Origin of the sequence: Cucumibacter marinus DSM 18995 (assembly GCF_000429865.1) — a bacterium.
Classification (GTDB): Bacteria; Pseudomonadota; Alphaproteobacteria; order Rhizobiales; family Devosiaceae; genus Cucumibacter; species Cucumibacter marinus.
In genome coordinates this window covers 491297-509014 of the sequence record NZ_AUCR01000002.1, presented here as the reverse complement: position 1 = coordinate 509014, position 17718 = coordinate 491297, and the positions used below count along the sequence as shown (strand labels likewise).

General features: G+C 63.3%; 21 protein-coding genes. 11 read left to right on the top strand and 10 right to left on the bottom strand.

All coding sequences use genetic code 11. From position 1 onward, the window contains the following. The first annotated feature begins 42 nt into the window (after positions 1–42). A complete protein-coding gene (locus tag G489_RS0105720; protein WP_051332343.1) occupies positions 43–774 on the top strand; it encodes an SIMPL domain-containing protein in 732 nt (243 codons plus the stop codon). 39 nt (positions 775–813) lie between these two features. Here the strand turns inward: G489_RS0105720 and G489_RS0105715 are convergent, their stop codons facing one another. After that, entirely contained in the window at positions 814–1638 is an 825-nt protein-coding gene (locus tag G489_RS0105715; RefSeq protein WP_035871535.1) for a sulfite exporter TauE/SafE family protein, read from the bottom strand. A 22-nt stretch (positions 1639–1660) separates the two neighbouring features. After that, complete coding sequence (locus tag G489_RS21650) at positions 1661–2134, bottom strand: ankyrin repeat domain-containing protein (RefSeq protein WP_051332342.1); 474 nt, start codon at positions 2132–2134, stop codon at positions 1661–1663. A 213-nt stretch (positions 2135–2347) separates the two neighbouring features. Here G489_RS21650 and G489_RS0105705 point away from each other — a divergent pair, with 213 nt between their 5' ends. Further along, positions 2348–4609 (top strand): OmpA family protein, encoded by a 2262-nt coding sequence (locus tag G489_RS0105705; protein ID WP_051332341.1) that lies wholly within the window; start codon positions 2348–2350, stop codon positions 4607–4609. Between the two features lie 69 nt (positions 4610–4678). Here the strand turns inward: G489_RS0105705 and G489_RS0105700 are convergent, their stop codons facing one another. Further along, on the bottom strand, positions 4679–5089 hold the full coding sequence (locus G489_RS0105700; protein WP_029040730.1) for a secondary thiamine-phosphate synthase enzyme YjbQ: 411 nt from the start codon (positions 5087–5089) through the stop codon (positions 4679–4681). 140 nt (positions 5090–5229) lie between these two features. Here G489_RS0105700 and G489_RS0105695 point away from each other — a divergent pair, with 140 nt between their 5' ends. Together G489_RS0105695 and G489_RS0105690 are read left to right on the top strand one after the other, a co-directional pair. Continuing rightward, the gene (locus G489_RS0105695; RefSeq protein ID WP_035871534.1) at positions 5230–5424 is read left to right on the top strand and encodes a hypothetical protein; all 195 of its coding nucleotides are present in this window, start codon (positions 5230–5232) and stop codon (positions 5422–5424) included. Between the two features lie 25 nt (positions 5425–5449). Continuing rightward, positions 5450–5692: a hypothetical protein gene (locus G489_RS0105690; RefSeq protein ID WP_029040728.1), complete on the top strand. Its 243-nt coding sequence runs from the start codon at positions 5450–5452 to the stop codon at positions 5690–5692. Between the two features lie 3 nt (positions 5693–5695). Here the strand turns inward: G489_RS0105690 and G489_RS0105685 are convergent, their stop codons facing one another. Beyond that, entirely contained in the window at positions 5696–6307 is a 612-nt protein-coding gene (locus G489_RS0105685) for a LysE family translocator (RefSeq protein ID WP_029040727.1), read from the bottom strand. A gap of 132 nt (positions 6308–6439) precedes the next feature. On the opposite strand from G489_RS0105685, the gene G489_RS0105680 reads away from it, so the two are divergent. Further along, positions 6440–6799 (top strand): hypothetical protein, encoded by a 360-nt coding sequence (locus G489_RS0105680; RefSeq protein ID WP_029040726.1) that lies wholly within the window; start codon positions 6440–6442, stop codon positions 6797–6799. A 124-nt stretch (positions 6800–6923) separates the two neighbouring features. On the opposite strand, the gene G489_RS0105675 is transcribed toward G489_RS0105680, so the two are convergent. Beyond that, positions 6924–7604 carry a helix-turn-helix transcriptional regulator gene (locus G489_RS0105675; RefSeq protein ID WP_245578818.1) on the bottom strand — a complete coding sequence of 227 codons (681 nt, stop codon included), beginning with the start codon at positions 7602–7604 and terminating at the stop codon, positions 6924–6926. Positions 7605–7699: 95 nt separating this feature from the next. Between G489_RS0105675 and G489_RS19245 the strand changes: the two genes are divergently transcribed. Then, a complete protein-coding gene (locus G489_RS19245; protein ID WP_029040724.1) occupies positions 7700–9181 on the top strand; it encodes an MFS transporter in 1482 nt (493 codons plus the stop codon). A gap of 1 nt (position 9182) precedes the next feature. Further along, positions 9183–10058 (top strand): NAD-dependent epimerase/dehydratase family protein, encoded by an 876-nt coding sequence (locus G489_RS19240; protein WP_051332340.1) that lies wholly within the window; start codon positions 9183–9185, stop codon positions 10056–10058. Between the two features lie 9 nt (positions 10059–10067). Here the strand turns inward: G489_RS19240 and G489_RS0105660 are convergent, their stop codons facing one another. After that, positions 10068–10364, bottom strand: coding sequence for an HlyU family transcriptional regulator (locus tag G489_RS0105660; RefSeq protein ID WP_029040723.1), 297 nt, complete (start codon positions 10362–10364; stop codon positions 10068–10070). Positions 10365–10581: 217 nt separating this feature from the next. Between G489_RS0105660 and G489_RS0105655 the strand changes: the two genes are divergently transcribed. Further along, positions 10582–11253: a hypothetical protein gene (locus tag G489_RS0105655; protein ID WP_029040722.1), complete on the top strand. Its 672-nt coding sequence runs from the start codon at positions 10582–10584 to the stop codon at positions 11251–11253. 6 nt (positions 11254–11259) lie between these two features. On the opposite strand, the gene G489_RS0105650 is transcribed toward G489_RS0105655, so the two are convergent. Next, positions 11260–11913 (bottom strand): GyrI-like domain-containing protein, encoded by a 654-nt coding sequence (locus G489_RS0105650; RefSeq protein WP_245578817.1) that lies wholly within the window; start codon positions 11911–11913, stop codon positions 11260–11262. Positions 11914–11971: 58 nt separating this feature from the next. Between G489_RS0105650 and G489_RS0105645 the strand changes: the two genes are divergently transcribed. Together G489_RS0105645 and G489_RS0105640 are read left to right on the top strand one after the other, a co-directional pair. After that, positions 11972–12514 carry a PadR family transcriptional regulator gene (locus tag G489_RS0105645; RefSeq protein WP_029040720.1) on the top strand — a complete coding sequence of 181 codons (543 nt, stop codon included), beginning with the start codon at positions 11972–11974 and terminating at the stop codon, positions 12512–12514. Between the two features lie 33 nt (positions 12515–12547). Next, positions 12548–13162: a GyrI-like domain-containing protein gene (locus tag G489_RS0105640; protein WP_029040719.1), complete on the top strand. Its 615-nt coding sequence runs from the start codon at positions 12548–12550 to the stop codon at positions 13160–13162. A gap of 3 nt (positions 13163–13165) precedes the next feature. On the opposite strand, the gene G489_RS0105635 is transcribed toward G489_RS0105640, so the two are convergent. Next, positions 13166–13732, bottom strand: coding sequence for a TetR/AcrR family transcriptional regulator (locus tag G489_RS0105635; RefSeq protein WP_029040718.1), 567 nt, complete (start codon positions 13730–13732; stop codon positions 13166–13168). Between the two features lie 130 nt (positions 13733–13862). Between G489_RS0105635 and G489_RS21645 the strand changes: the two genes are divergently transcribed. Then, the gene (locus tag G489_RS21645; protein ID WP_155889318.1) at positions 13863–14267 is read left to right on the top strand and encodes a hypothetical protein; all 405 of its coding nucleotides are present in this window, start codon (positions 13863–13865) and stop codon (positions 14265–14267) included. Here the strand turns inward: G489_RS21645 and G489_RS0105625 are convergent, their stop codons facing one another. Then, positions 14268–14921, bottom strand: coding sequence for a TetR/AcrR family transcriptional regulator (locus tag G489_RS0105625; protein ID WP_029040717.1), 654 nt, complete (start codon positions 14919–14921; stop codon positions 14268–14270). 290 nt (positions 14922–15211) lie between these two features. Then, positions 15212–17116 carry a KAP family P-loop NTPase fold protein gene (locus G489_RS0105620; RefSeq protein ID WP_029040716.1) on the bottom strand — a complete coding sequence of 635 codons (1905 nt, stop codon included), beginning with the start codon at positions 17114–17116 and terminating at the stop codon, positions 15212–15214. Between the last annotated feature and the right edge of the window lie 602 nt (positions 17117–17718).

The following is a 17718-nucleotide window of genomic DNA, read 5'->3' as shown; positions in this document are numbered from 1 at the left end:
CGGTTCGCAGACATGAACAATACCCAAACTGGAGACAGACTGATGCGGACTTCCTCCCTCCTCCCGCTCGCCGCCGCGCTCGCGCTGGCTTTTGCCACACCCGCGATGGCGCAGGACACCCAAGACGCCGGCCTTATCACCATCACCGGCCAGGGCGAGGCGCTTGCCACCCCCGACATGGCGACCATCACCTCGGGTGTTGTGGCCGATGGCGAAACCGCCCGAGAGGCGCTTGATGCCAACAACGCTGCCATGGCCGAACTGATCGATGTGCTCAAGGGCGCCGGCATCGAATCGCGCGACATCCAGACATCGGGCTTTTCGGTGCAGCCCAACTATGTCTACACCGACAAGCGCGACGAGAACGGCTACCAGCTGCCGCCCAAGATCAATGGCTATCGCGTCTCCAACAATGTGACGGTCCGCGTGCGCGACCTCGACAGCCTCGGCGGCGTGCTCGATCGGGCCGTGACCGTTGGCGCGAATACCATCTCGAATGTCGCTTTCTCGGTTTCCGACCCGGCGGCCCTGCTCGATGATGCGCGCAAATCCGCGGTCGAGGACGCCATTGCCAAGGCGAGGCTTTATGCGACCGCCGCCGGTGTTGAGCTGGGCGAAATCCGCATGATCACCGAACAGGGTGGCGGCGGTGCGCCCCAGCCCGTGGCCGACATGCGCCGCTACGCCATGGCGGAAGCGGCCGCGGTGCCGGTCGAAGCCGGCGAACTGGCCTATAATGTCTCGGTGACCATCCAGTGGGCGCTCGAACAGTAGACACTTTGCATCGGGCGGGTCACACGACCCGCCCTTTCCTCAGCCCGAAACCACCTGCCAGAGCATTCTGACCCCGACGATCAGCAGATAGACCGCAAAGGCGATCTTGAGCGTACGCGCCGGCAGTTTGTGAGCAATTGCGGCACCGACCGGTGCGAACAAAGCCGCCATGACCCCGAGCACGACCAGCCCGGGCAGATTGATATAGCCAAAAGAAAAGGGCGGCCGACCGGCGACGCTCCAGCCCGAAACGACGAAACCAAGCGCCGCGGGAACGGCCAGCACCACCCCGATGGCCGAGGCCGTGCCCACGGCCCGGTGCATGGTGAGCCCGAAACTCGTCAGCGTCGGGACGCTCAGCGCACCGCCACCAATCCCCATCAGCGCCGAGATATAGCCGACGATTGCCGCAGCGATGCGATGCGCCACGGGTTTTCCCGCGACGCCCCTGGTCAGTCTCTCGATCACCGGAAACACCGAGTTGAGCGCGATCAGCAGCACCACGACCCCGAACACCAGGCGCAGGACATCGCCGGTATAGAGCCCTGCCATCAGACCGCCGACCAGCGAGGCGACCGCGATCACCGGCGCCCAGAGCCACAGCGTTGTGAAGTCGACAGAATCACGCCTGGCATGCGCCTGCGCGCTGCGCAGCCCGGTGGGGATGATCACGGCAAGCGAAGTCCCCACCGCCACATGCATCACCACCGCAGGGTCATAGCCCAGAATGCCCAGCACCAGCGCCATGGCGGGCACCATGACGGTGCCGCCACCAATGCCCAGCAGGCCGGCGACGATCCCTGCGGCCACACCGGCGACAGCAAGCGTGGCGATGAAGGGGAGATACCCCAGAACGATGTCCATGATTTACCGCTGCAGCAAGGATTTAACGACGTGAGAGGATTGCTCTTTCGAGAATCTCGATCACCTCTTGTCGGCGATCTTCGGGCGCGGCGCAAACCTCATCGAGCGGGGTCTTGCCGTTCCATCCCTTCTTGAGCGGATCGGCCCCTGCATCGACAAGCATCTGCACCTGGCGCGGCGTGCACCAGCCTGCCGCGTTCTGCAACGCCGAACGCCGCTCGCCCGAGCCTTTTTCCGGGTCGGCGCCCGCTTCAAGCAGAAGCGCCATCACCGCAGCGCCGCCGCGCGGCCCGGCCGAGATGTAGAGCAGCGAATCTCCGTCGCCATCCTCTGCGTTGGGATCGCCCCCTTCAGCCAGATAGGCGCGCACCGCCTCGACGTCATTATTGCGGACATCACGAGCGATCGGCGGATCGGGCGGCGGCCTTTCGCAGCCCGAAACCGTGGCGAGTGCCAGCATGGCACCCAGAACCAGTCCAGCATGAACAAAGCCCATCTTCCCTCCGACGGGAATCGCGGCTCACCGCTTTGTTTCACTATAGGGCCGGCCCCGCTTTCCCACAAATAGGGAACCTTTTGCCTTGCCGGTCGTTAATTTGCTGCAATCGCGATCCAGCTTGCGAGCCGACAATGCTGCCGGTCCGGAAGTTGTGGTCGCGGCCAATGCATGCGCGGGGGGCGTTCCGGCGCAGCGAGGAAAGGAATACCGATGCGATTGAAATCCATTCTGATGACGGGCACAGCCCTGGCCCTGACGGCCGCGCTCTCCGTCTCGGCGCCGCTGGCCCAGTCCGGCGGCGACACCGCAGCCAAGCTCGAACAGGCCGGCCTTCCCGTCGGCCTTCTGGACGCCCGCAAGGCCGTTGCCGCCGCAGAGGCGGCGCTGACCACAGCCGAAAACGAAGGCGGCGACGTAGAAGCTGCGCAAGCGGCTCTTGCTGATGCCGAGGCCAATTTTGCAGCCCAGTGCCAGTCCGCCGGCTTTGATGACGCTGAAAGCTGCTCGGCAGCAATCGATGCGGCGCTCGCCGCAGAACTTGCCCCGCCGCCCGTAGTGGAGGAAGCCGCGCCGGTCGAAGAACCGATGATGGAGGAGGAGCCAGCTCAGGAAGAAGCGGCCCCTGCCGAAGAACCCGCTGCCGAAGAACCCGCTGCGGAAGAACCTGCGGCCGAAGAACCTGCACCCGAAGAACAGCAGGCCAGCGAAGAACCTGCCCAAGAACCGGTGATGGAAGAAGAGCCGGTAATGGAAGAAGAAACCGCCCCGGCTGAAGAACCCGCAATGGAAGAAGAGCCGGCTCAGCAGGAGCAGGCGGCCGAGGAACCCGCGGCAGAGGAGCAGGCGACAGAAGAACCGGCCACCGAAGAACCGATGGCTGAAGAACCGGCGATGGAAGAGATGGCGCCTGCCATCGACATCCCCGAAACCGCACTCGATCTCACCGACGATGCCGCGGCGCGACTTGAGGCTGCCGGTTTGCCCGCCGGGTTGATCGACGCCTTCGCCGCTGTCAGCCGAGCAGGTGACGATTACGAGATGGCCCGAGCCTCCGGTGGCGACGTCGCCGGGGCAGAACAGCGTCTGCGCGATGCCATCGATAATCTGAGCGGGATGTGCACCGACGCCGGTTTCGCCGATATCGAGACCTGCCGCACCGGCGTTCAGGCCGCCATCAACACCGAACCTCAGCCAGAGGAAATGACGGCCGAGGAACAGGGTGGCGAAGCGGCTGAAGAACCGGCCACGAGCGAGGAACAGGCCGCCACCGAAGAAGCGGAAGAGCCAGAGCCGGTCTCCGAGGAAGCCCTGGAGCAGTCGGACGTGGAGCCGCTGCCCGAGAGCGTACCCGAGGAAGAAGCTGCGCCGGTGCTCGACAGCGCCAAGGAAGCTGAAACCGAAGCGGAATCTGGCGCAAGCGACGACCAGCAGGCAACCGCAGAAGATCAGCAGGCCGAAGAACAGCCTGCGGATGACACCCCGGCCCCCACTTCTGACGAAGATGCCCAGGCCGATGCCGTGCCGCAGCAGGTGGAAAGCGCCACCGCCGAGGAAGGCGAGACCGTGAACGCCGAGGAAGCGCGCCGCGAACGCCGCGACCGTCGCCCGGACAACGCCGAGGTTGTTGAGCAGGAAGGCAATCGCATCATCTTCCAGATCAACAACCAGATCGTCATTCGTGGCGGGGACGAAAACCGCTTCTATGACGAAGATGAAGACGATGTCTTCTACGAGCGTCTGCGTGGCGGCAATCTGCGCGAAACCATCACCCGCCCCAACGGGGTGCAGATCGTCACGATCTACAACCGTAATGGCGACGTGATCCGCCGCTCGCGGATCATGCCCGACGGCCGCGAGGTTGTGTTGGTCTATTTGCCCGAAGACCGCGAGGAGGAACTCCTCGACTGGAGTGATCCGGGCCGCGACCTGCCCCGTCTGCAGCTCGATATTCCGGTTGGCGAGTACATCTTCTCGGTCTCCGCGAATTCGCGCAGCAATGATCTCGTGGACTTTTGGGAACGTCCGCCGGTCGAACGCGTCGAGCGCCTCTATTCGGTCGACGAGGTGAAGCGTTCTGCCCGAATTCGCGACAAGGTCCGCCGCGTTGAAATCGACACGCTGACCTTCGGTCTCGATTCGGCGAGCCTCTCGCAGGACCAGATCGCCAAGCTGGCCAGTGTCGCCAATGCGATGCACGACATGCTGGACCGCTATCCGGGCCACACCTTCCTGATCGAAGGGCACACCGACGCCACCGGCTCGGACCTTTACAACCTGGCGCTCTCGGACCGTCGCGCGGCCTCCGTCGCGATCGCTCTGACGGAATATTTCGATATTCCGGCCGAAAACCTGGCCACTCAGGGCTATGGCGAACGCTATCTCAAGGTCCAGACCCAGGAAGCGAACCGCTACAACCGCCGGGTAACGATCCGCCGGATTACGCCGCTGATCTCCCCGATCGCGCGCAACTAGGCGGTCTTCGCCACACCGAACAGACGAGGCCGGGCCTTTGGGTCCGGCCTTTTTGCGTCGATCGAGTTACTAGTGGGTGAGGTGAAGGACGACGGTGCGGCTATGAGGTTGCGAGCGATGCTCGAACAGATAGATCCCTTGCCAGGTGCCCAGTTGAAGCCGTCCTTCAGCCACCGGAATTGAAACACTGGGCTGCATCAGCGCCGCCTTGATATGGGCCGGCATGTCGTCGGGTCCTTCCGCCGTGTGGCGCAGCCAGTCCATGCCCTCGGGGGCGATGCGCGAGAAGAATTCCTGCAGATCCGCCTTCACGTCCGGATCGGCATTCTCCTGAATGATCAGCGAGCAGGACGTGTGCTTGACGAAGGCTACGAAAAGCCGCGGCCCATGCGTGCGCCGAAGCAGGAACTCATTGATCTGACCGGTGATCTCGTAGAGCCCCTGACCATTGGTCTCAACCGTGATTTCGCGCTGTGCCATCATGGCTGGTTCCTCCCGGGCTCGTGTGACACGGCAAGCCTAGCACCGCTCCGCGGCCGGCTCCAAGCGGAACCCGATCCCCTGCCATGCGTTGATTACATTGAACAATCACGGCATCGCCGCGCATGAAGGAGATCACAATGGCCGAAGATCAGGATCGTGAAACCGTCGTCGTCTCGGGTGGCAGCGGAGGTGCCGGCTGGTTCGTCGCCATCATCGCCGTGATCGCCCTCATTTTCGTGGGCTACCTGTTTTACAACGGCACCTTCACCACCCAGGATTCCGTCGACGTCAGCATCGAGGTCCCCGACACGCTGACCCCCGATGGCCAGTAGTCCAACCAAGGAACGGGAGTGAATCATGAACCGCATTCAACCCGGCGTCGAGCCGCTCCGCCCCGAAAACCGGGACAAGCCGGATGCGTCCGACCCCAATCCCGACAAGCCGCACAAACAGCCGACACATGGCGACAATAGCGCCCGCCGCGTGGTCGAGACCGAGCGCACCATCGCCGGACGCTCGCGCAAGGGCATCATTGTCTTTGCGGTGATCCTGGGCGTGATCGGGCTCGCGCTCGTTCTCTCCGGCCTGTTTGCCGGCTGACGGTCAGCGCTCCGCGAGCGCCAGCCGCACGGCCAAAAGACCGAAAGCCGCCGCAAAGCTGCGCCGCAGCCAGGCCATGATACGGGCCGAACTCAACACACGCTGGCGCAACAGCGCGGCCAGCGCGCCATAAACGGCAAAGACCGCAAAGGTCATGCCCATGAACACCGCCGCCAGCGCCGCCATGTCGAGCGCTGGCGCCGTGCTTTGCGGGGAGATGAACTGCGGCAGGAACGCCAAAAAGAATACCGATAGCTTGGGATTGAGCGCATTGGCGCCCATCGCCACCATGAAGGTGCGGACCGCCGAGGCGCGGGGCGCATCGGGGTTGATGGTCATCGCACCGCGTTCCTTGAGCGTCTGCCAGCCGAGATAAAGCAGATATCCGACCCCGGCGAACCTCACGATCTCAAACGCCAGTGCGCTCGCATGCAGCAGGGCAGCGAGGCCCAGGATCGCCGCTGCCGCATGCGGCAGGATCGCGATCGTGCACGCAAGGGCCGTCATCACAGACCATGCAAAGCCGCGGCTCAACGCCGCCGCCAACGTCAGCACAACACCGGTTCCCGGCAGAATGATCACCACAAGCGATGTCAGCAGAAACTCGATGCTCATCGGACAACCCCTCATCTCGCATTGCGGCCGGTTGGCCGCCATATTGCCCCGAAATCTCCCCAATTAACCGGGAACCGGGGCCAATGCCCTAGCGTTCATAGACCATGATTTGTTCGGAAAGGACACAGGATCATGGCTAGAACTGACGAGACTGGTTTTCATAACGCGCGCCCCACCCGGAGCTATTCCGAGCGCCACTATGTGCGAGACAGCGGCGGCGGACATCCGGGCGTATGGGTCTTCGCAGGCGTCGTCGTTTTGGCGCTTGTGCTGCTGGGCCTGTTCATGCTGCCCGGCAACCAGAACCCCCCACCGAGCAATGTGGACATTCAACTGGAGCAGCCCGCCACAACGCCCGCTCCGGCGGAAGGTGAAGCCCCGGTCGACCTCGATATCTCCACCCCGCCTGCCAATGGCAGCGAGGCGCCGCCCGAAATCACGGCGCCGGTTGAAGAGCCGGCCACCGCTCCGGGTGAGAATAACGTCCAGTAGATCTGCCAGCAAAGAACACCGCACCGGTCCTGAGCACCACAGCTAGCGTCCCGCCGGTTGCGGTGAGCGCCCTGCCCCAGTCCCCGGGGTGGGGCGCTTCACGTTCGGGGTGGAGGATGAGGCGTCATGCCGTCTCGGGCTGGCGCTCGCGAATCCGGTAGGTGCAGCGCCGGGCGCCCGAGACGATATGGCTTTCGCGCCTGATCTCGGTATCGGCACCGAGCACGGCCTGGAACAGCGTCAATTCCGCCCTGCACAGCCCCTGGCAGGCCGTTGCCGCTGCGCAGATCGGGCAATGGTTTTCATGCAGGAAGAAGCCCCCCTCACCGTCCGGCTCAACCTGGGCCATATAGCCTTCGCGCTGCCGCAAATCCGCCAGCGTCGCGACCCGATCCGCGAGCGGCGAATCCGTGTCGACTGCAGCGCCATAGAGCTCGCGTGACCTGGCCTCACGGGCCGCGATCACCTTGTCGAGCCCGTCTTCCCCGAACAGCGACTTGACCGAAGTCAGCACTTCAAGCGTCAGGTCCGAGTGGCGGTCGGGAAAGCGCCCATGCCCGGCCTCGGTCAGCCGCCAGTAGCGGCGCGGTCGGCCAACCCCTTCCGCGCGGTCCTCAAAGTCAACCAGACCCTCCCCCTCCAGCCGGTCCAACTGCTGGCGGATAGCCACCGTCGTCACCTTCATCAGCCTGGCCAGATCTGCCGCGGTCAATTCGCCACGCGATTTGAGCGCGAACAGCAGGCGATGCCCGCCGCGCTCGCTGGTGTTTTCGGGATGCTCGGTCATGTCGGTTTGATTGGTCATGGCTACAATTAATAAAACAAGGATTGACTTGTCAAATAACACGTACTAGCAAAAAAGAAAGGAAAAACTTTTTTAATTCGATTCCGTGTGCCGCCATGACCGTTCAATCCGCCAATACCGCCCTGCCGGAAACCCCTTCCCCCGCCACACCCCGCCACTCCACATGGGCAGATCTCGCCAGGGACGGACGCTTGCCCCTCACCGCCACGCTGGTCGTGGCCATTGGCTCGCATGCACTCAACGGGTTCCTGACCCTCACCATCGTCCCCTCCATGGTCGCCGAGCTCGGCGGACGCGAGGTCATGTATTGGGTGTTCGCCCTGTTCCAGATCAGCGCCATCATCTCCGGCACCCTGGCCGGCGCCATCAAGGCGCGCATCGGGGCCCGCGAAACCATGCTTGTGGGCATCGGCCTGGTCGCGATCGGCTCGGTGATCGCCGGCACGGCCGGTGATCTCACCGCGGTGCTGATCGGCCGCGGCCTGCAGGGCGTGGGCGAAGGGCTCATCATCTCGGTCTCCCACATGCTGATCGCCGCGAGCTATCCCGGCTGGCTGATGCCCCGCATGTTCTCGGCCCAAAGCGTCATCTGGGCAGCGGCGGCAGGCTTCGGCCCCCTGGCCGCAGGCACCCTCACCGAGCTGGTGAGCTGGCGCGCCGCCTTCCTCGTCAATCTCCCCCTGGCGGCCCTCATGCTGGTTCAGGCATTGACTGCCATTCCCGCGCAGGACCGCACAACCGCCCGCTCCCCCGGCTTCCGCCCGCCTTTGTTGCGCATGGCATCGCTGGCTGCGGCCGTACTTGCCTTGTGCATGGTCGGCCAGTCGCGCGAACCCGGCCTCATCGCCCTCTACATCACCGTGGCGGTGGTCCTGCTGGCCATGATGGCCGGGCTCGACCGGCGCGCCGTGGCGCGGCTCCTGCCCGCCGACCTGTTCAAACCGGCAAGCTGGGTGCGGCTGGGCTTTCTGATCGCGGTCTTGACCCCGCTCGGCACCATGGCCACCGGCGTGCTGGTGCCGTCCATCGCCCAGTCGGTCTGGGGCTTCGGCCCGACCCAGGCGGGGTATTACGGCACATTGCTGGCGCTGAGTTGGACCACCGGGTCGCTGACAGTCGTCGGGATCGCCAACACCGACACCCAGCTGCGGATTGTGCGCTTGGGGCTCTTTCTCATCACTGTCGGGATGACCATATGCGCCTTGGCGCTGTCGATGCCTTCACCCTGGGTCATGGCCGCCGGTATTGCGATGATCGGATATGGATATGGAACCCACACCCTGTTCCTCGACAAGTTCATGATTGCGTCGGCAAGCGAGACGGAGCGCGACCGCGTTTCGGGCATGATGCCGCCCGTCGATTCCACAGGCCGCGCCCTGGGCGCCGCATTCGCCGGCTTTCTGGCACTTTCGCTCGGCCTGTTTGACGGCGCCCCTGTCGATCGCGTAGTCGCTCCTGAGGCGGTGCTCGCCACCGCGCCGCAGATCTTCATCATCGGGGCAGCGGTGGTCGGTCTGGCCGGGCTCACCGCCCTTCGCCTGCCCAACCCCGCCACGATCGCCAACGCACGGATCTGACATGACTATTCTTCTCACAGGCGGAACCGGATCCATTGGCCGCGGCGTTCTGGCCGAGTTGGTCAGGCAGGGCCATCATGTCGCCGCCCTGGCACGGACACCTCATGCTGCCGATGCCGTGGCCGTTGCCGGCGCTACCCCGGTTCATGGCAACCTGGCCGACGCGGCACGGTGGATACGCGAGCTCGGCGATCTCGACGGCATCATCCACATCGCCGCCAGCTTCGGGCCGGATATGTCCGCCAATGATGCCGCCCTGGTGCGCGCCGTGATCGAAACAGCCCCAGGCCATGCCCGTCGGCTCGGCGACCGTTTGCCCGTGATCTACACGGGCGGCTGCTGGCTTTATGGCGAAACAGGTGACGACGCCGCCATCGAAGGCTCGCGCTTCGATCCCCCCGCCGCCTTCCGCCACACCATCTTGCACCGCAACTGGCTCTATGAATCCCCGCATCTGCGCGCCTCCACCATCCACCCTGCCGGGGTATGGCACGACAATGGCGGCGCCATCGGCCGAATCCTGCGCGCGGCTCGCGCCGGGCGCGCACCGGGCTTGATCGGTTCAGGCAAGGCCCGCTGGCCGCTGGTGCACGCCGATGATCTCGCTGCGCTTTATGTGAAGGTGCTCGAGGCAGGTCGCCACGGTCAGGACTATCACGGTGTCGCCGAACGGGGCGTGGCAGCGGGCGAGATCGCCGAGCATCTTGCCAACCGTTTCGGCGCGCCGGCACCGGTGCGCGAACCGCTTGAGAACGTCATGACTGAACTGGGCGATTGGGCCGAATGCCTGACCTTCGACCAGACCATGGAAGCCCCGCGCAGCCGCGATGAGCTGGGCTGGACCCCGGCCCGGCCCGGTGTATTGGCGGCGTTCTAGGAGCGCCCGCTAGTTCTGGGTGGAAGCGAAGACGGAATCGCCCTGCTCATCGATGATCTGACGCCCCTTGGCCAGCGCTGCAGAAGCCGCATCGTCCTTGGTCTGCAACCGGTCGGCACGGATGAAACGGGTGCTGCGGACATTGTCCCCATCCTGCTTCTCGATGACGCCGGCAAGCTGATATTCGCGCCCTGCTGCCATCAGGAGCGCCTTGATGGTGTAGCCCTTGTAGTCTTCCTGCTCGAGGGTGACTTCGACGCCGTCGGTATCGCCTTTGCCGCCAAACAGTTTCTTGAGAAATGACATAACTCTCTCCCTGTCGGGGCGGCCAGGCCACCCGGATTGCTCTATCCTTACCGTATCGTGTTCCTATCTCAATCCCCGGCCACGGGAAATGCCGCGAGTTTCGAATTCAACTATACCCAACAAACATTTGCCTGCGCTGGCACTTTTCACGGGGCTTTGCCATAGTGCCGCCACCTCGAGCGTCAACACTTGCACCACCGCAAACTAGGGAAGCCCGATGCGTCAGATCCTGTCTTTCGTCCTGATTTTTGGCCTGACCATGTCGGCACCTTTCACTGCGTTCGCCCAGTCCGGATCGAGCGATTCGATTCCCACTTTCAACCTGCTGCCCGAGACCGGGCTGATTGTGGGCGATACTGTTCGCGTCGATTCACGATTTGCGGAGCAGAACGATATCGAAGTGCCCACCCCTTTCTCGTTCCTCGTGCCGACGGAACGGCTGGTGGACGCGGTTGTGGAGCCTGCACCCAGACCTGGCACTGCTTTTGTGAAGGTCAGCTTCGTCACGGAGCAGCGCGGCCTGATTGAAGATCTGCAGATCGTGCCGCTCAGCCTTTCCATGGAAGGCGACCGGCTGGAAAACCTCGCCCAGTCCCTCGGCAATGACGCGTTCAACATGGCTGTCGAAGGCTCCGAGCAATCGGCCCGCGCAGTGGTCCGCTCGACCAAGATCTCGGGTTATCCGGCCGTCGAAGTCCTGGGCCAATACGTCGATTCGGAAAAGGGCCCGATGTATCTCAGGATTGTGGGCATCCCCCACCCGGCCAAACCGTCCGGTGTGGTTGCAGTCCAAAGCGTCGTCGCCAGCCGTCTCGATGTACCCACCCCCGATGCCTTCCCCCTCACCCGCGGGGGCACGGCGCTCAGGCATTTCGCTTTTCTGGACTGATCTCCACTAAACCCGCCTGACCGGCTGACGCAGCACGGTCTTGAGCTTTTCCGGCGCCGTGCGCCGGGGATCGCCGATATAGATCTCGTGATGATGCCCGGTTTCGGTCAATCCGTTGGCGGGCAGGAACTCGTGATGCAGCTTTGCGATTGTCGGTCCCTCTTCGCTATAGGGCCCGATATGCATGATCTGTACGCTTAGCCCCTCATCATAGGGCTCCAGTCTCAGGCTGGCTGGCGGATCACCGAGTTTCCCCTTGGCCTTCACGATCCCTGCTTCGACCATCTCCGGGGTGATCCAGTCCGGCTGCATGATCATCATGGTCCATTCCCACTGATCCTTGTCGCCGGTGATATAGGCATCCATGTCCTCGGCCCACCAGAGCCCTTCCAGCGGGGCCACGCCATAGTCGCGCCCCAGCTCCTTCTTCGACATGAACTTGACCGGATAGCTGACCGAATAGAGCCACTCGACCGCCTTCGCATAGGCCGGGCCGCCGGGGCTGCCCGCGCCATCCACCTTGAGGAACTGCATCTTCGGCACTTCGATAATCTCGAATGCCTTCGCCGAGGGCATATAGAGATGCTTGAGCGTCTTCTTGAAGTCCACCTTGTCCATATCGATCGCCTGCCCTTCTGCCTTGTCTGTTTCCCTGTGCATTCGCGCGCCCTGGCACCCATCCCTTGCCAAGCATCACTTGTTATTCTAGTACTAGAATATGGAACACAAGACAACCGATGCCGAACTGCTTTTGCTCGGTTTGATCGCCGAAATGCCAAGGCATGGCTATGAGCTCGAACAGGTCATTGAGCAGCGGGGAATGCGCGAATGGACCCAGATCGGCTTCTCCTCGATCTATTTCGTGCTCGGCAAGCTGGAGAAGGCTGGGCTGATCGCCGCCCGCGCGCCGGAAAGCGCCAAGTCGCGCAAGATCTTCACGCTCACCGCCACCGGCGAGGAAACCCTGAGGACACAGACGGTTGAAGCGCTGCGCGAGGTCCGCCCCCGCCCCTCATCGGTGCTTCTGGGCATGGCCCATTGGCCGGTTCTGGACCGTGACACGGCCCTTGGCGCCCTCGCCGACCGGGCCAGGGCCGTTGGTGCCGAGATCGAACGCCTCGCTGCGATCCAGTATGACCAGCAACCCCTGCCCGATTTCGTCAATGCCTTGTTCGACTATTCGCTCGGCCAGCTTCGGGCGGAACTGAAATGGGTCGAAGAGACCCTTGCTTATATGGAAGCCAGGCCATGGCCGAAATGATCGCCAGGTGCCGGGCCGAAAACGGAGATGACCATGGATCCGCTTGCTGACCGGGATACGATGAAACGGCTTTATCAGCCTCCCGCCGAGCAGTTCGCGCGCGTGAGCGTGCCGGAACTGACCTATTTCATGGTCGATGGTGCGGGGAGCCCGCAAGGCCCCGACTACGCCCGGGCGCTCAAATATCTCTCGACCGTGGTGTTTCCCGTTCGTGTAGAGGCCCGCAAGCGTATGGGAGCGGAGTTTGTCGAGCCACCGGTCGAGGCCCTTTACTGGGCAGACGACCCTGCCGATTTCGTCAACGCCAATCTCGACAAATGGAAATGGCGGATCATGATCGTCGCCCCGCCCTGGATCACGGAGCAGATGCTGGCCTCGGCTGTCAGTCAGGCCGAAACACGCCTGGGTCCGCCGCCCGAAACCCTGCGGCTCGAGAAACTGGAGGAAGGGGATTGCGTGCAGATTCTGCATCGCGGCGACTATCCCGAGCAGGGACCGATCATGCACAAGCTGCACGGTGAATACCTGCCGGCGCACGGTCTGGCGCCGGCAGGGCCGCATCACGAGATCTATCTCAACGATCCCAATCGCACCGCGCCGGAAAAACGCCGCACCATTCTGCGCCAGCCCGTCAAATCGGTTGACTGACAGTCACCGGGGCGCATCCGCGAGTAGCAGAGCGACCAACCGCTCAAGATCCTCACGGCGCGACGCTGGATTGAAAACGCCGAGCTGATCGAGACCGATCAGCCCGGCATATAGCAAACGCGCCGCCTGTGCCGCGTCCGCAACTCCGGACTCGGCGAACAAGCCGGTCACAAAGCCGAGTCGCCGATCCTCGACGCCGGCCAGCACCGCCGCGGCCTTGGGGTCGTGCCGCGCCCAATCGCGAATGGCGGCCTCGACCACCACTCCGCCATAGGGCAGATCGAGATCGCTGGTGGTCAGGGCGACCAGCGCGCTGAGTCGTTCGCGGGCATTCTCCCCCGCCGCCTCGACCGCGGCGATAATTCCCTCGGTCGCCTGTCCCTGCCAATGATCGAGCATCGCCTGCTTGAACGCCGGCAGATCCTTGAAGTGCCAGTAGAACGAGCCTTTGCTGACCTTCAGGTCGCGGGCGATGGCCTCGGCACGCACTGCCTGCGGTCCGCCACGCGACAGCGCGCGAAACCCGGCCCTGATCCAGTCTTCAGGGGCAAGGCTGCCGGCTTTTGCCATCGTTCAACTCCGCATGCTGCACGGCGCCAATCGCCTTGTGCGGTCAATCGCCACATCCATACGGCACCGTATTGATGCGCGCAAGCAGCACCTCTAACATACGGTACCGTATGGAAATGGAGACCAGATCATGTCACCCCGAATCCCTTTGCTGATCGCTGCCGCGATCGCTTTTCTCACCTTCTTTCTGCATGTCTTTGGCGGCGGCCCGGAATTCCTCGCCCCCGCCCTCGCCAGCGACCTCACCGCCGATGGCAAGGCGCTCTATGCCGTTCTCTGGCACATGGTCTCGGCCTTCATGCTGATCAGTGTTGCCAGCTTCGCCCTTGGCATATGGCGGCCCGATATCGGCAGCGGCGCCGTGCTCGCCGTCACTGCCCTCAATATTGCGATTATCGGTCTGTTCCTGTTTTACGGCACGACCCGGCTCGGTTCGCCCTGGCCGCTGCCGCAATGGATCATCTTTGCCGTGCTGTCGGGCCTGGCGTTATGGGGACTGGCGCTAAACCACCGCTCGCCCCGCCTGCCCGCCTGATCATGTCCCGCGGGGGCCCGCAAACATGCCCTCGACAGCGAGCGTGACGATAATCTCGATCTGCTCCCAGGCGCGGGCGCGGGCCTCTTCGGTGAACTGGCCGACATAGTTCATGGTGACGATGCCATGCACCGAGGACCACAGCGCCCAGGCGGTGGCCTTGCGCTGGTCTTCGTCTTCGACCGCCTCTTGCAGCAGATCGGCGACGATACCGATCAGCACCTCGGGCGTTTCCGCATATTCCATACTTTCAAACGCCGCGGCCCGGCTGCGGTTGAATGCCAGAAGCGCCGACCAGCGCTTGGCACTGTCCTCGACAAAACCGAGATAGAGCCGCGCCAGGCCCAAAAGATGAAACCGGATCTTGTCGCGCGGGGCATTTTCGAGTTTGCCCGCGGCAACAGCATCGACAAAGGCGGCCGCCTGCTTTTCGAGGTTCTTGTGCCCCAACGCGTTGAGCTGGGCATAGATCCTCAAATTCGCCTCGCGGATCAGCCGGTCGACATTGCCGAAAAGGTTATAGACCGTCCCCACCGAAACATCCGCCGCACGCGCCAGATCGCGCGCCTTGATGCCCTCGAGCCCGGCCTTGTCCATGGCGCTCAGCGTCGCCTCGATCAGCCTTTCGCGCACTTCGGTGTGTTTGAGGGTCATCTCTGCTCCGCGATATCCGGTTTCGGCTTGGCCACCGTCCGGCCGGTGCCGTCCCGCAGCATGACGCGGACCGTGCAGCCGCCTGACGCCCGGTTTGGCCCTGCCGCACCAGATAGTCTAACGCATTTGAACCCTGTTCAAAGCCATGAGTCGTTGATCTGCCCGACACGCCTCCCGGCAAATTGACACGGTCATTCCATTGCCCCGGACGAGGCTAGCACGTCCTGAAGCACCCTCATGATCGGCGCGGCTATCATCAGTTACTGGTCGGCTGCGGGAAGGCGGATATCTCAGCTTTCACCTTTGTGCCCTGTCTGACCGTCCCGGTCCTGTTTCGCATCCCCAGCATCCCCGTCGCCGGCAGGAGCCAGGAACGACCCGCTGGTCGGCGGCAGGATGCGCTTGAAGAGGTCGACATCGGTCTTTTCGATCCTTGTGTGCGACCAGCCGGGGCCGGGCCGTTTGAGGTCGAGAAGGTCGCGCACATTGTCCGTCTCGCGGATCAGCCTGGCGATTTCCGTTGCTTTTTCAGGCAGTTCCAGCCCCTCGGTTTCCGCCTGCGGCGTATAGACCAACGTCACGAGGTCCGGATAGTGGCTGAGGGTGAACCAGCTTTTCGGCCATTCCACCATGATCACGATCCAGCGCACGAGCTTTTGCCATTCGGCTTCGCCCGGCTCCATATCAGCCTCCATCAGCGCCACCTGTTGCCACAGCGAGATCGCGTTGATGATGCGTTTGATCTGGCGCGGATTGGCCGGCAGATAATCGGCCAGCCCCGCAAGCCGGACCTTGGTGACCTTTTCGAGCGTCTTGTCCCCCGCCGATCTGAGCGCCCTTTGGGTGCTGACCTGCCTTATGGCGGCAGCCACCTTCGCGTCGGCCTTGAATGCTTCGAGCGGCGCCCGAGCAGCCGCGATCTGGGTATCGCGCTCGCGGATATCGTCATTGCGCAGCGCGGCCTGCGATTGCGCGACAAAGCTTGCTGTCAGCGCATTGAGGTCAACGCCGTCAGCGCGCAGTTCTGCGCCGCCTTCCGGCTCCTCGGGCTGCTCGATATCGATCAGCGCGTTGACATAATCGCGCCGCACCTCGGGATCGATATCCGGCAGCATCAGCGAAAGCTGAATCGCCTTTTCGACAAAACGCCCGCCAAAGCTGTGTTCGGGGCCGACATCGATGCCGTTCATCGCCTTGAAGGCCCCGGCAAAGCTGTGCTCGATCCAGTCTCTGTCCCCGAGCAGGATGAAAACAACGCGTTCGCTTTGCAGGATCGTCTGCATGCCGCGGATCATCTCGACCACATAGTCGGGCTGGCAGCGGTCGAGATCGTCGACCACCACCAGGACCGGCAGTCGCGCGCCCTTCATCCGCCGCGCAAAATGCCGGCGGAAATGCTCATGCGGGTCGCCTGAGCCGAGCGAATAATTCGTCGCCGCATCCGGCGTGCCGGGAAACAGCGACCGTGTGAGCGCGGTCACAATGGTGGTCACCGCCCCGGCCCCGGTGAACAGCAAGAGGAGTAACCCGAACGGGTTGTCCTTGAACTCGAATTTCGGCAGTCCACCATCGAAAACGACGGTCGAAAGTCCGAACAGGCTCATCACCCAGATGATGGCGACCGACAAGATTGCAACCCCGGCACTCACCAGAATGGCCGGGCGCTGCAAGCGCCACCACATTTCCCCGAGCCAGCCTTCGGGCCCCCGTGCCCAGCGCCCGAAACCGCTGGCGTAACGATAATCCTTGCCCACGGGCGCCGGCACATCCGGCTTGGGCGGCTCGCTTTCCGGCAGCCCCGGCGCAGGCTTCACGGCCTCGATCTCGGTCACCGCGGCATGGGTGATCTGCTTGCGGATCGTCTCGTAAAACACCCACCACGGCGGGCTGACATGCTCGCGCTGCCAGGCGTTGAACCACACGATCCGCCAGGGCCGGCGATAGCCCTCCGGCCAATAGTCGGGGTCCGCCATCGGCAATTCGCGCAGCCAGTCGGGCGGCGTTCCGGCATGGCGATAGGGATTGAGGATGCGCGTGAGATAGCGCACGAAACTGGTCTTGCCCCCACCCCAGGGCGCATCGACGTGCACCACGAAACCGGGCTTGGGGTCGCGCTCATGCCCGGGCAAGGGCCGCCCATGCCCGTTCCCCGCCGCCAGATCGTCCCATATCTGATTGAGCCGCCCGGCCAGCACAAAGGCCAGCTTCGACCGCCCGAGATAATCGACCGTGCCATCGACATCGTCATGGATGAAGCTGTTTGGCGTATCGGCCTCGTGGCGGGTGGTGGATGTTGGTGAACTCGCGCTTCGAATCTGGTTAAGCCAAGCATTCGTTTCAATGGCGACTTCCTGCGGATCTCTTCTCCACCATTCAGCCGCCTGGGAGCCAATTCGCTGATCAATAGATTCGGCACGTACGGAGTCGAGCCTGTAACTTGGATGACCTCTAACTCGGCTCCCATACCACTCGCCCCAAATGGAAAGACCAGCCTCTCGCCTTCGGAGATAGGCGCGAAAACCATCAGCTATGTCGAGCCACCGTTGCGGCGTTCTCAGTGTCCAAAGGCGGGATCGCGCGAGAGACGCGGTATCCCCGGACGATTCCAGTTCAAGCGTATCTTGCCGAACTTGTGACCAAAATCCGATCGGTTGCGTTGCCTGTCCAAAAGCGGAAGAGTAGGATTCGAAGGCAAACGTTGCGGTTGATATGGCACGATCCACTATACTTTTGTGGGCTTTATCGGGGGCGGAAAGCACATAGACCGCCGCGCAGGCGGAAACGTTGGCCATCGCGG

Coding starts and splice junctions, on each gene's coding strand:
- G489_RS0105720 (WP_051332343.1), top strand. CDS start 43: ATGCGGACTTCCTCCCTCCTCCCGCTCGCCGCCGCGCTCGCGCTGGCT.
- G489_RS0105715 (WP_035871535.1), bottom strand. CDS start 1,638: ATGGACATCGTTCTGGGGTATCTCCCCTTCATCGCCACGCTTGCTGTC.
- G489_RS21650 (WP_051332342.1), bottom strand. CDS start 2,134: ATGGGCTTTGTTCATGCTGGACTGGTTCTGGGTGCCATGCTGGCACTC.
- G489_RS0105705 (WP_051332341.1), top strand. CDS start 2,348: ATGCGATTGAAATCCATTCTGATGACGGGCACAGCCCTGGCCCTGACG.
- G489_RS0105700 (WP_029040730.1), bottom strand. CDS start 5,089: ATGGCACAGCGCGAAATCACGGTTGAGACCAATGGTCAGGGGCTCTAC.
- G489_RS0105695 (WP_035871534.1), top strand. CDS start 5,230: ATGGCCGAAGATCAGGATCGTGAAACCGTCGTCGTCTCGGGTGGCAGC.
- G489_RS0105690 (WP_029040728.1), top strand. CDS start 5,450: ATGAACCGCATTCAACCCGGCGTCGAGCCGCTCCGCCCCGAAAACCGG.
- G489_RS0105685 (WP_029040727.1), bottom strand. CDS start 6,307: ATGAGCATCGAGTTTCTGCTGACATCGCTTGTGGTGATCATTCTGCCG.
- G489_RS0105680 (WP_029040726.1), top strand. CDS start 6,440: ATGGCTAGAACTGACGAGACTGGTTTTCATAACGCGCGCCCCACCCGG.
- G489_RS0105675 (WP_245578818.1), bottom strand. CDS start 7,604: ATGACCAATCAAACCGACATGACCGAGCATCCCGAAAACACCAGCGAG.
- G489_RS19245 (WP_029040724.1), top strand. CDS start 7,700: ATGACCGTTCAATCCGCCAATACCGCCCTGCCGGAAACCCCTTCCCCC.
- G489_RS19240 (WP_051332340.1), top strand. CDS start 9,183: ATGACTATTCTTCTCACAGGCGGAACCGGATCCATTGGCCGCGGCGTT.
- G489_RS0105660 (WP_029040723.1), bottom strand. CDS start 10,364: ATGTCATTTCTCAAGAAACTGTTTGGCGGCAAAGGCGATACCGACGGC.
- G489_RS0105655 (WP_029040722.1), top strand. CDS start 10,582: ATGCGTCAGATCCTGTCTTTCGTCCTGATTTTTGGCCTGACCATGTCG.
- G489_RS0105650 (WP_245578817.1), bottom strand. CDS start 11,913: ATGCACAGGGAAACAGACAAGGCAGAAGGGCAGGCGATCGATATGGAC.
- G489_RS0105645 (WP_029040720.1), top strand. CDS start 11,972: ATGGAACACAAGACAACCGATGCCGAACTGCTTTTGCTCGGTTTGATC.
- G489_RS0105640 (WP_029040719.1), top strand. CDS start 12,548: ATGGATCCGCTTGCTGACCGGGATACGATGAAACGGCTTTATCAGCCT.
- G489_RS0105635 (WP_029040718.1), bottom strand. CDS start 13,732: ATGGCAAAAGCCGGCAGCCTTGCCCCTGAAGACTGGATCAGGGCCGGG.
- G489_RS21645 (WP_155889318.1), top strand. CDS start 13,863: ATGTCACCCCGAATCCCTTTGCTGATCGCTGCCGCGATCGCTTTTCTC.
- G489_RS0105625 (WP_029040717.1), bottom strand. CDS start 14,921: ATGACCCTCAAACACACCGAAGTGCGCGAAAGGCTGATCGAGGCGACG.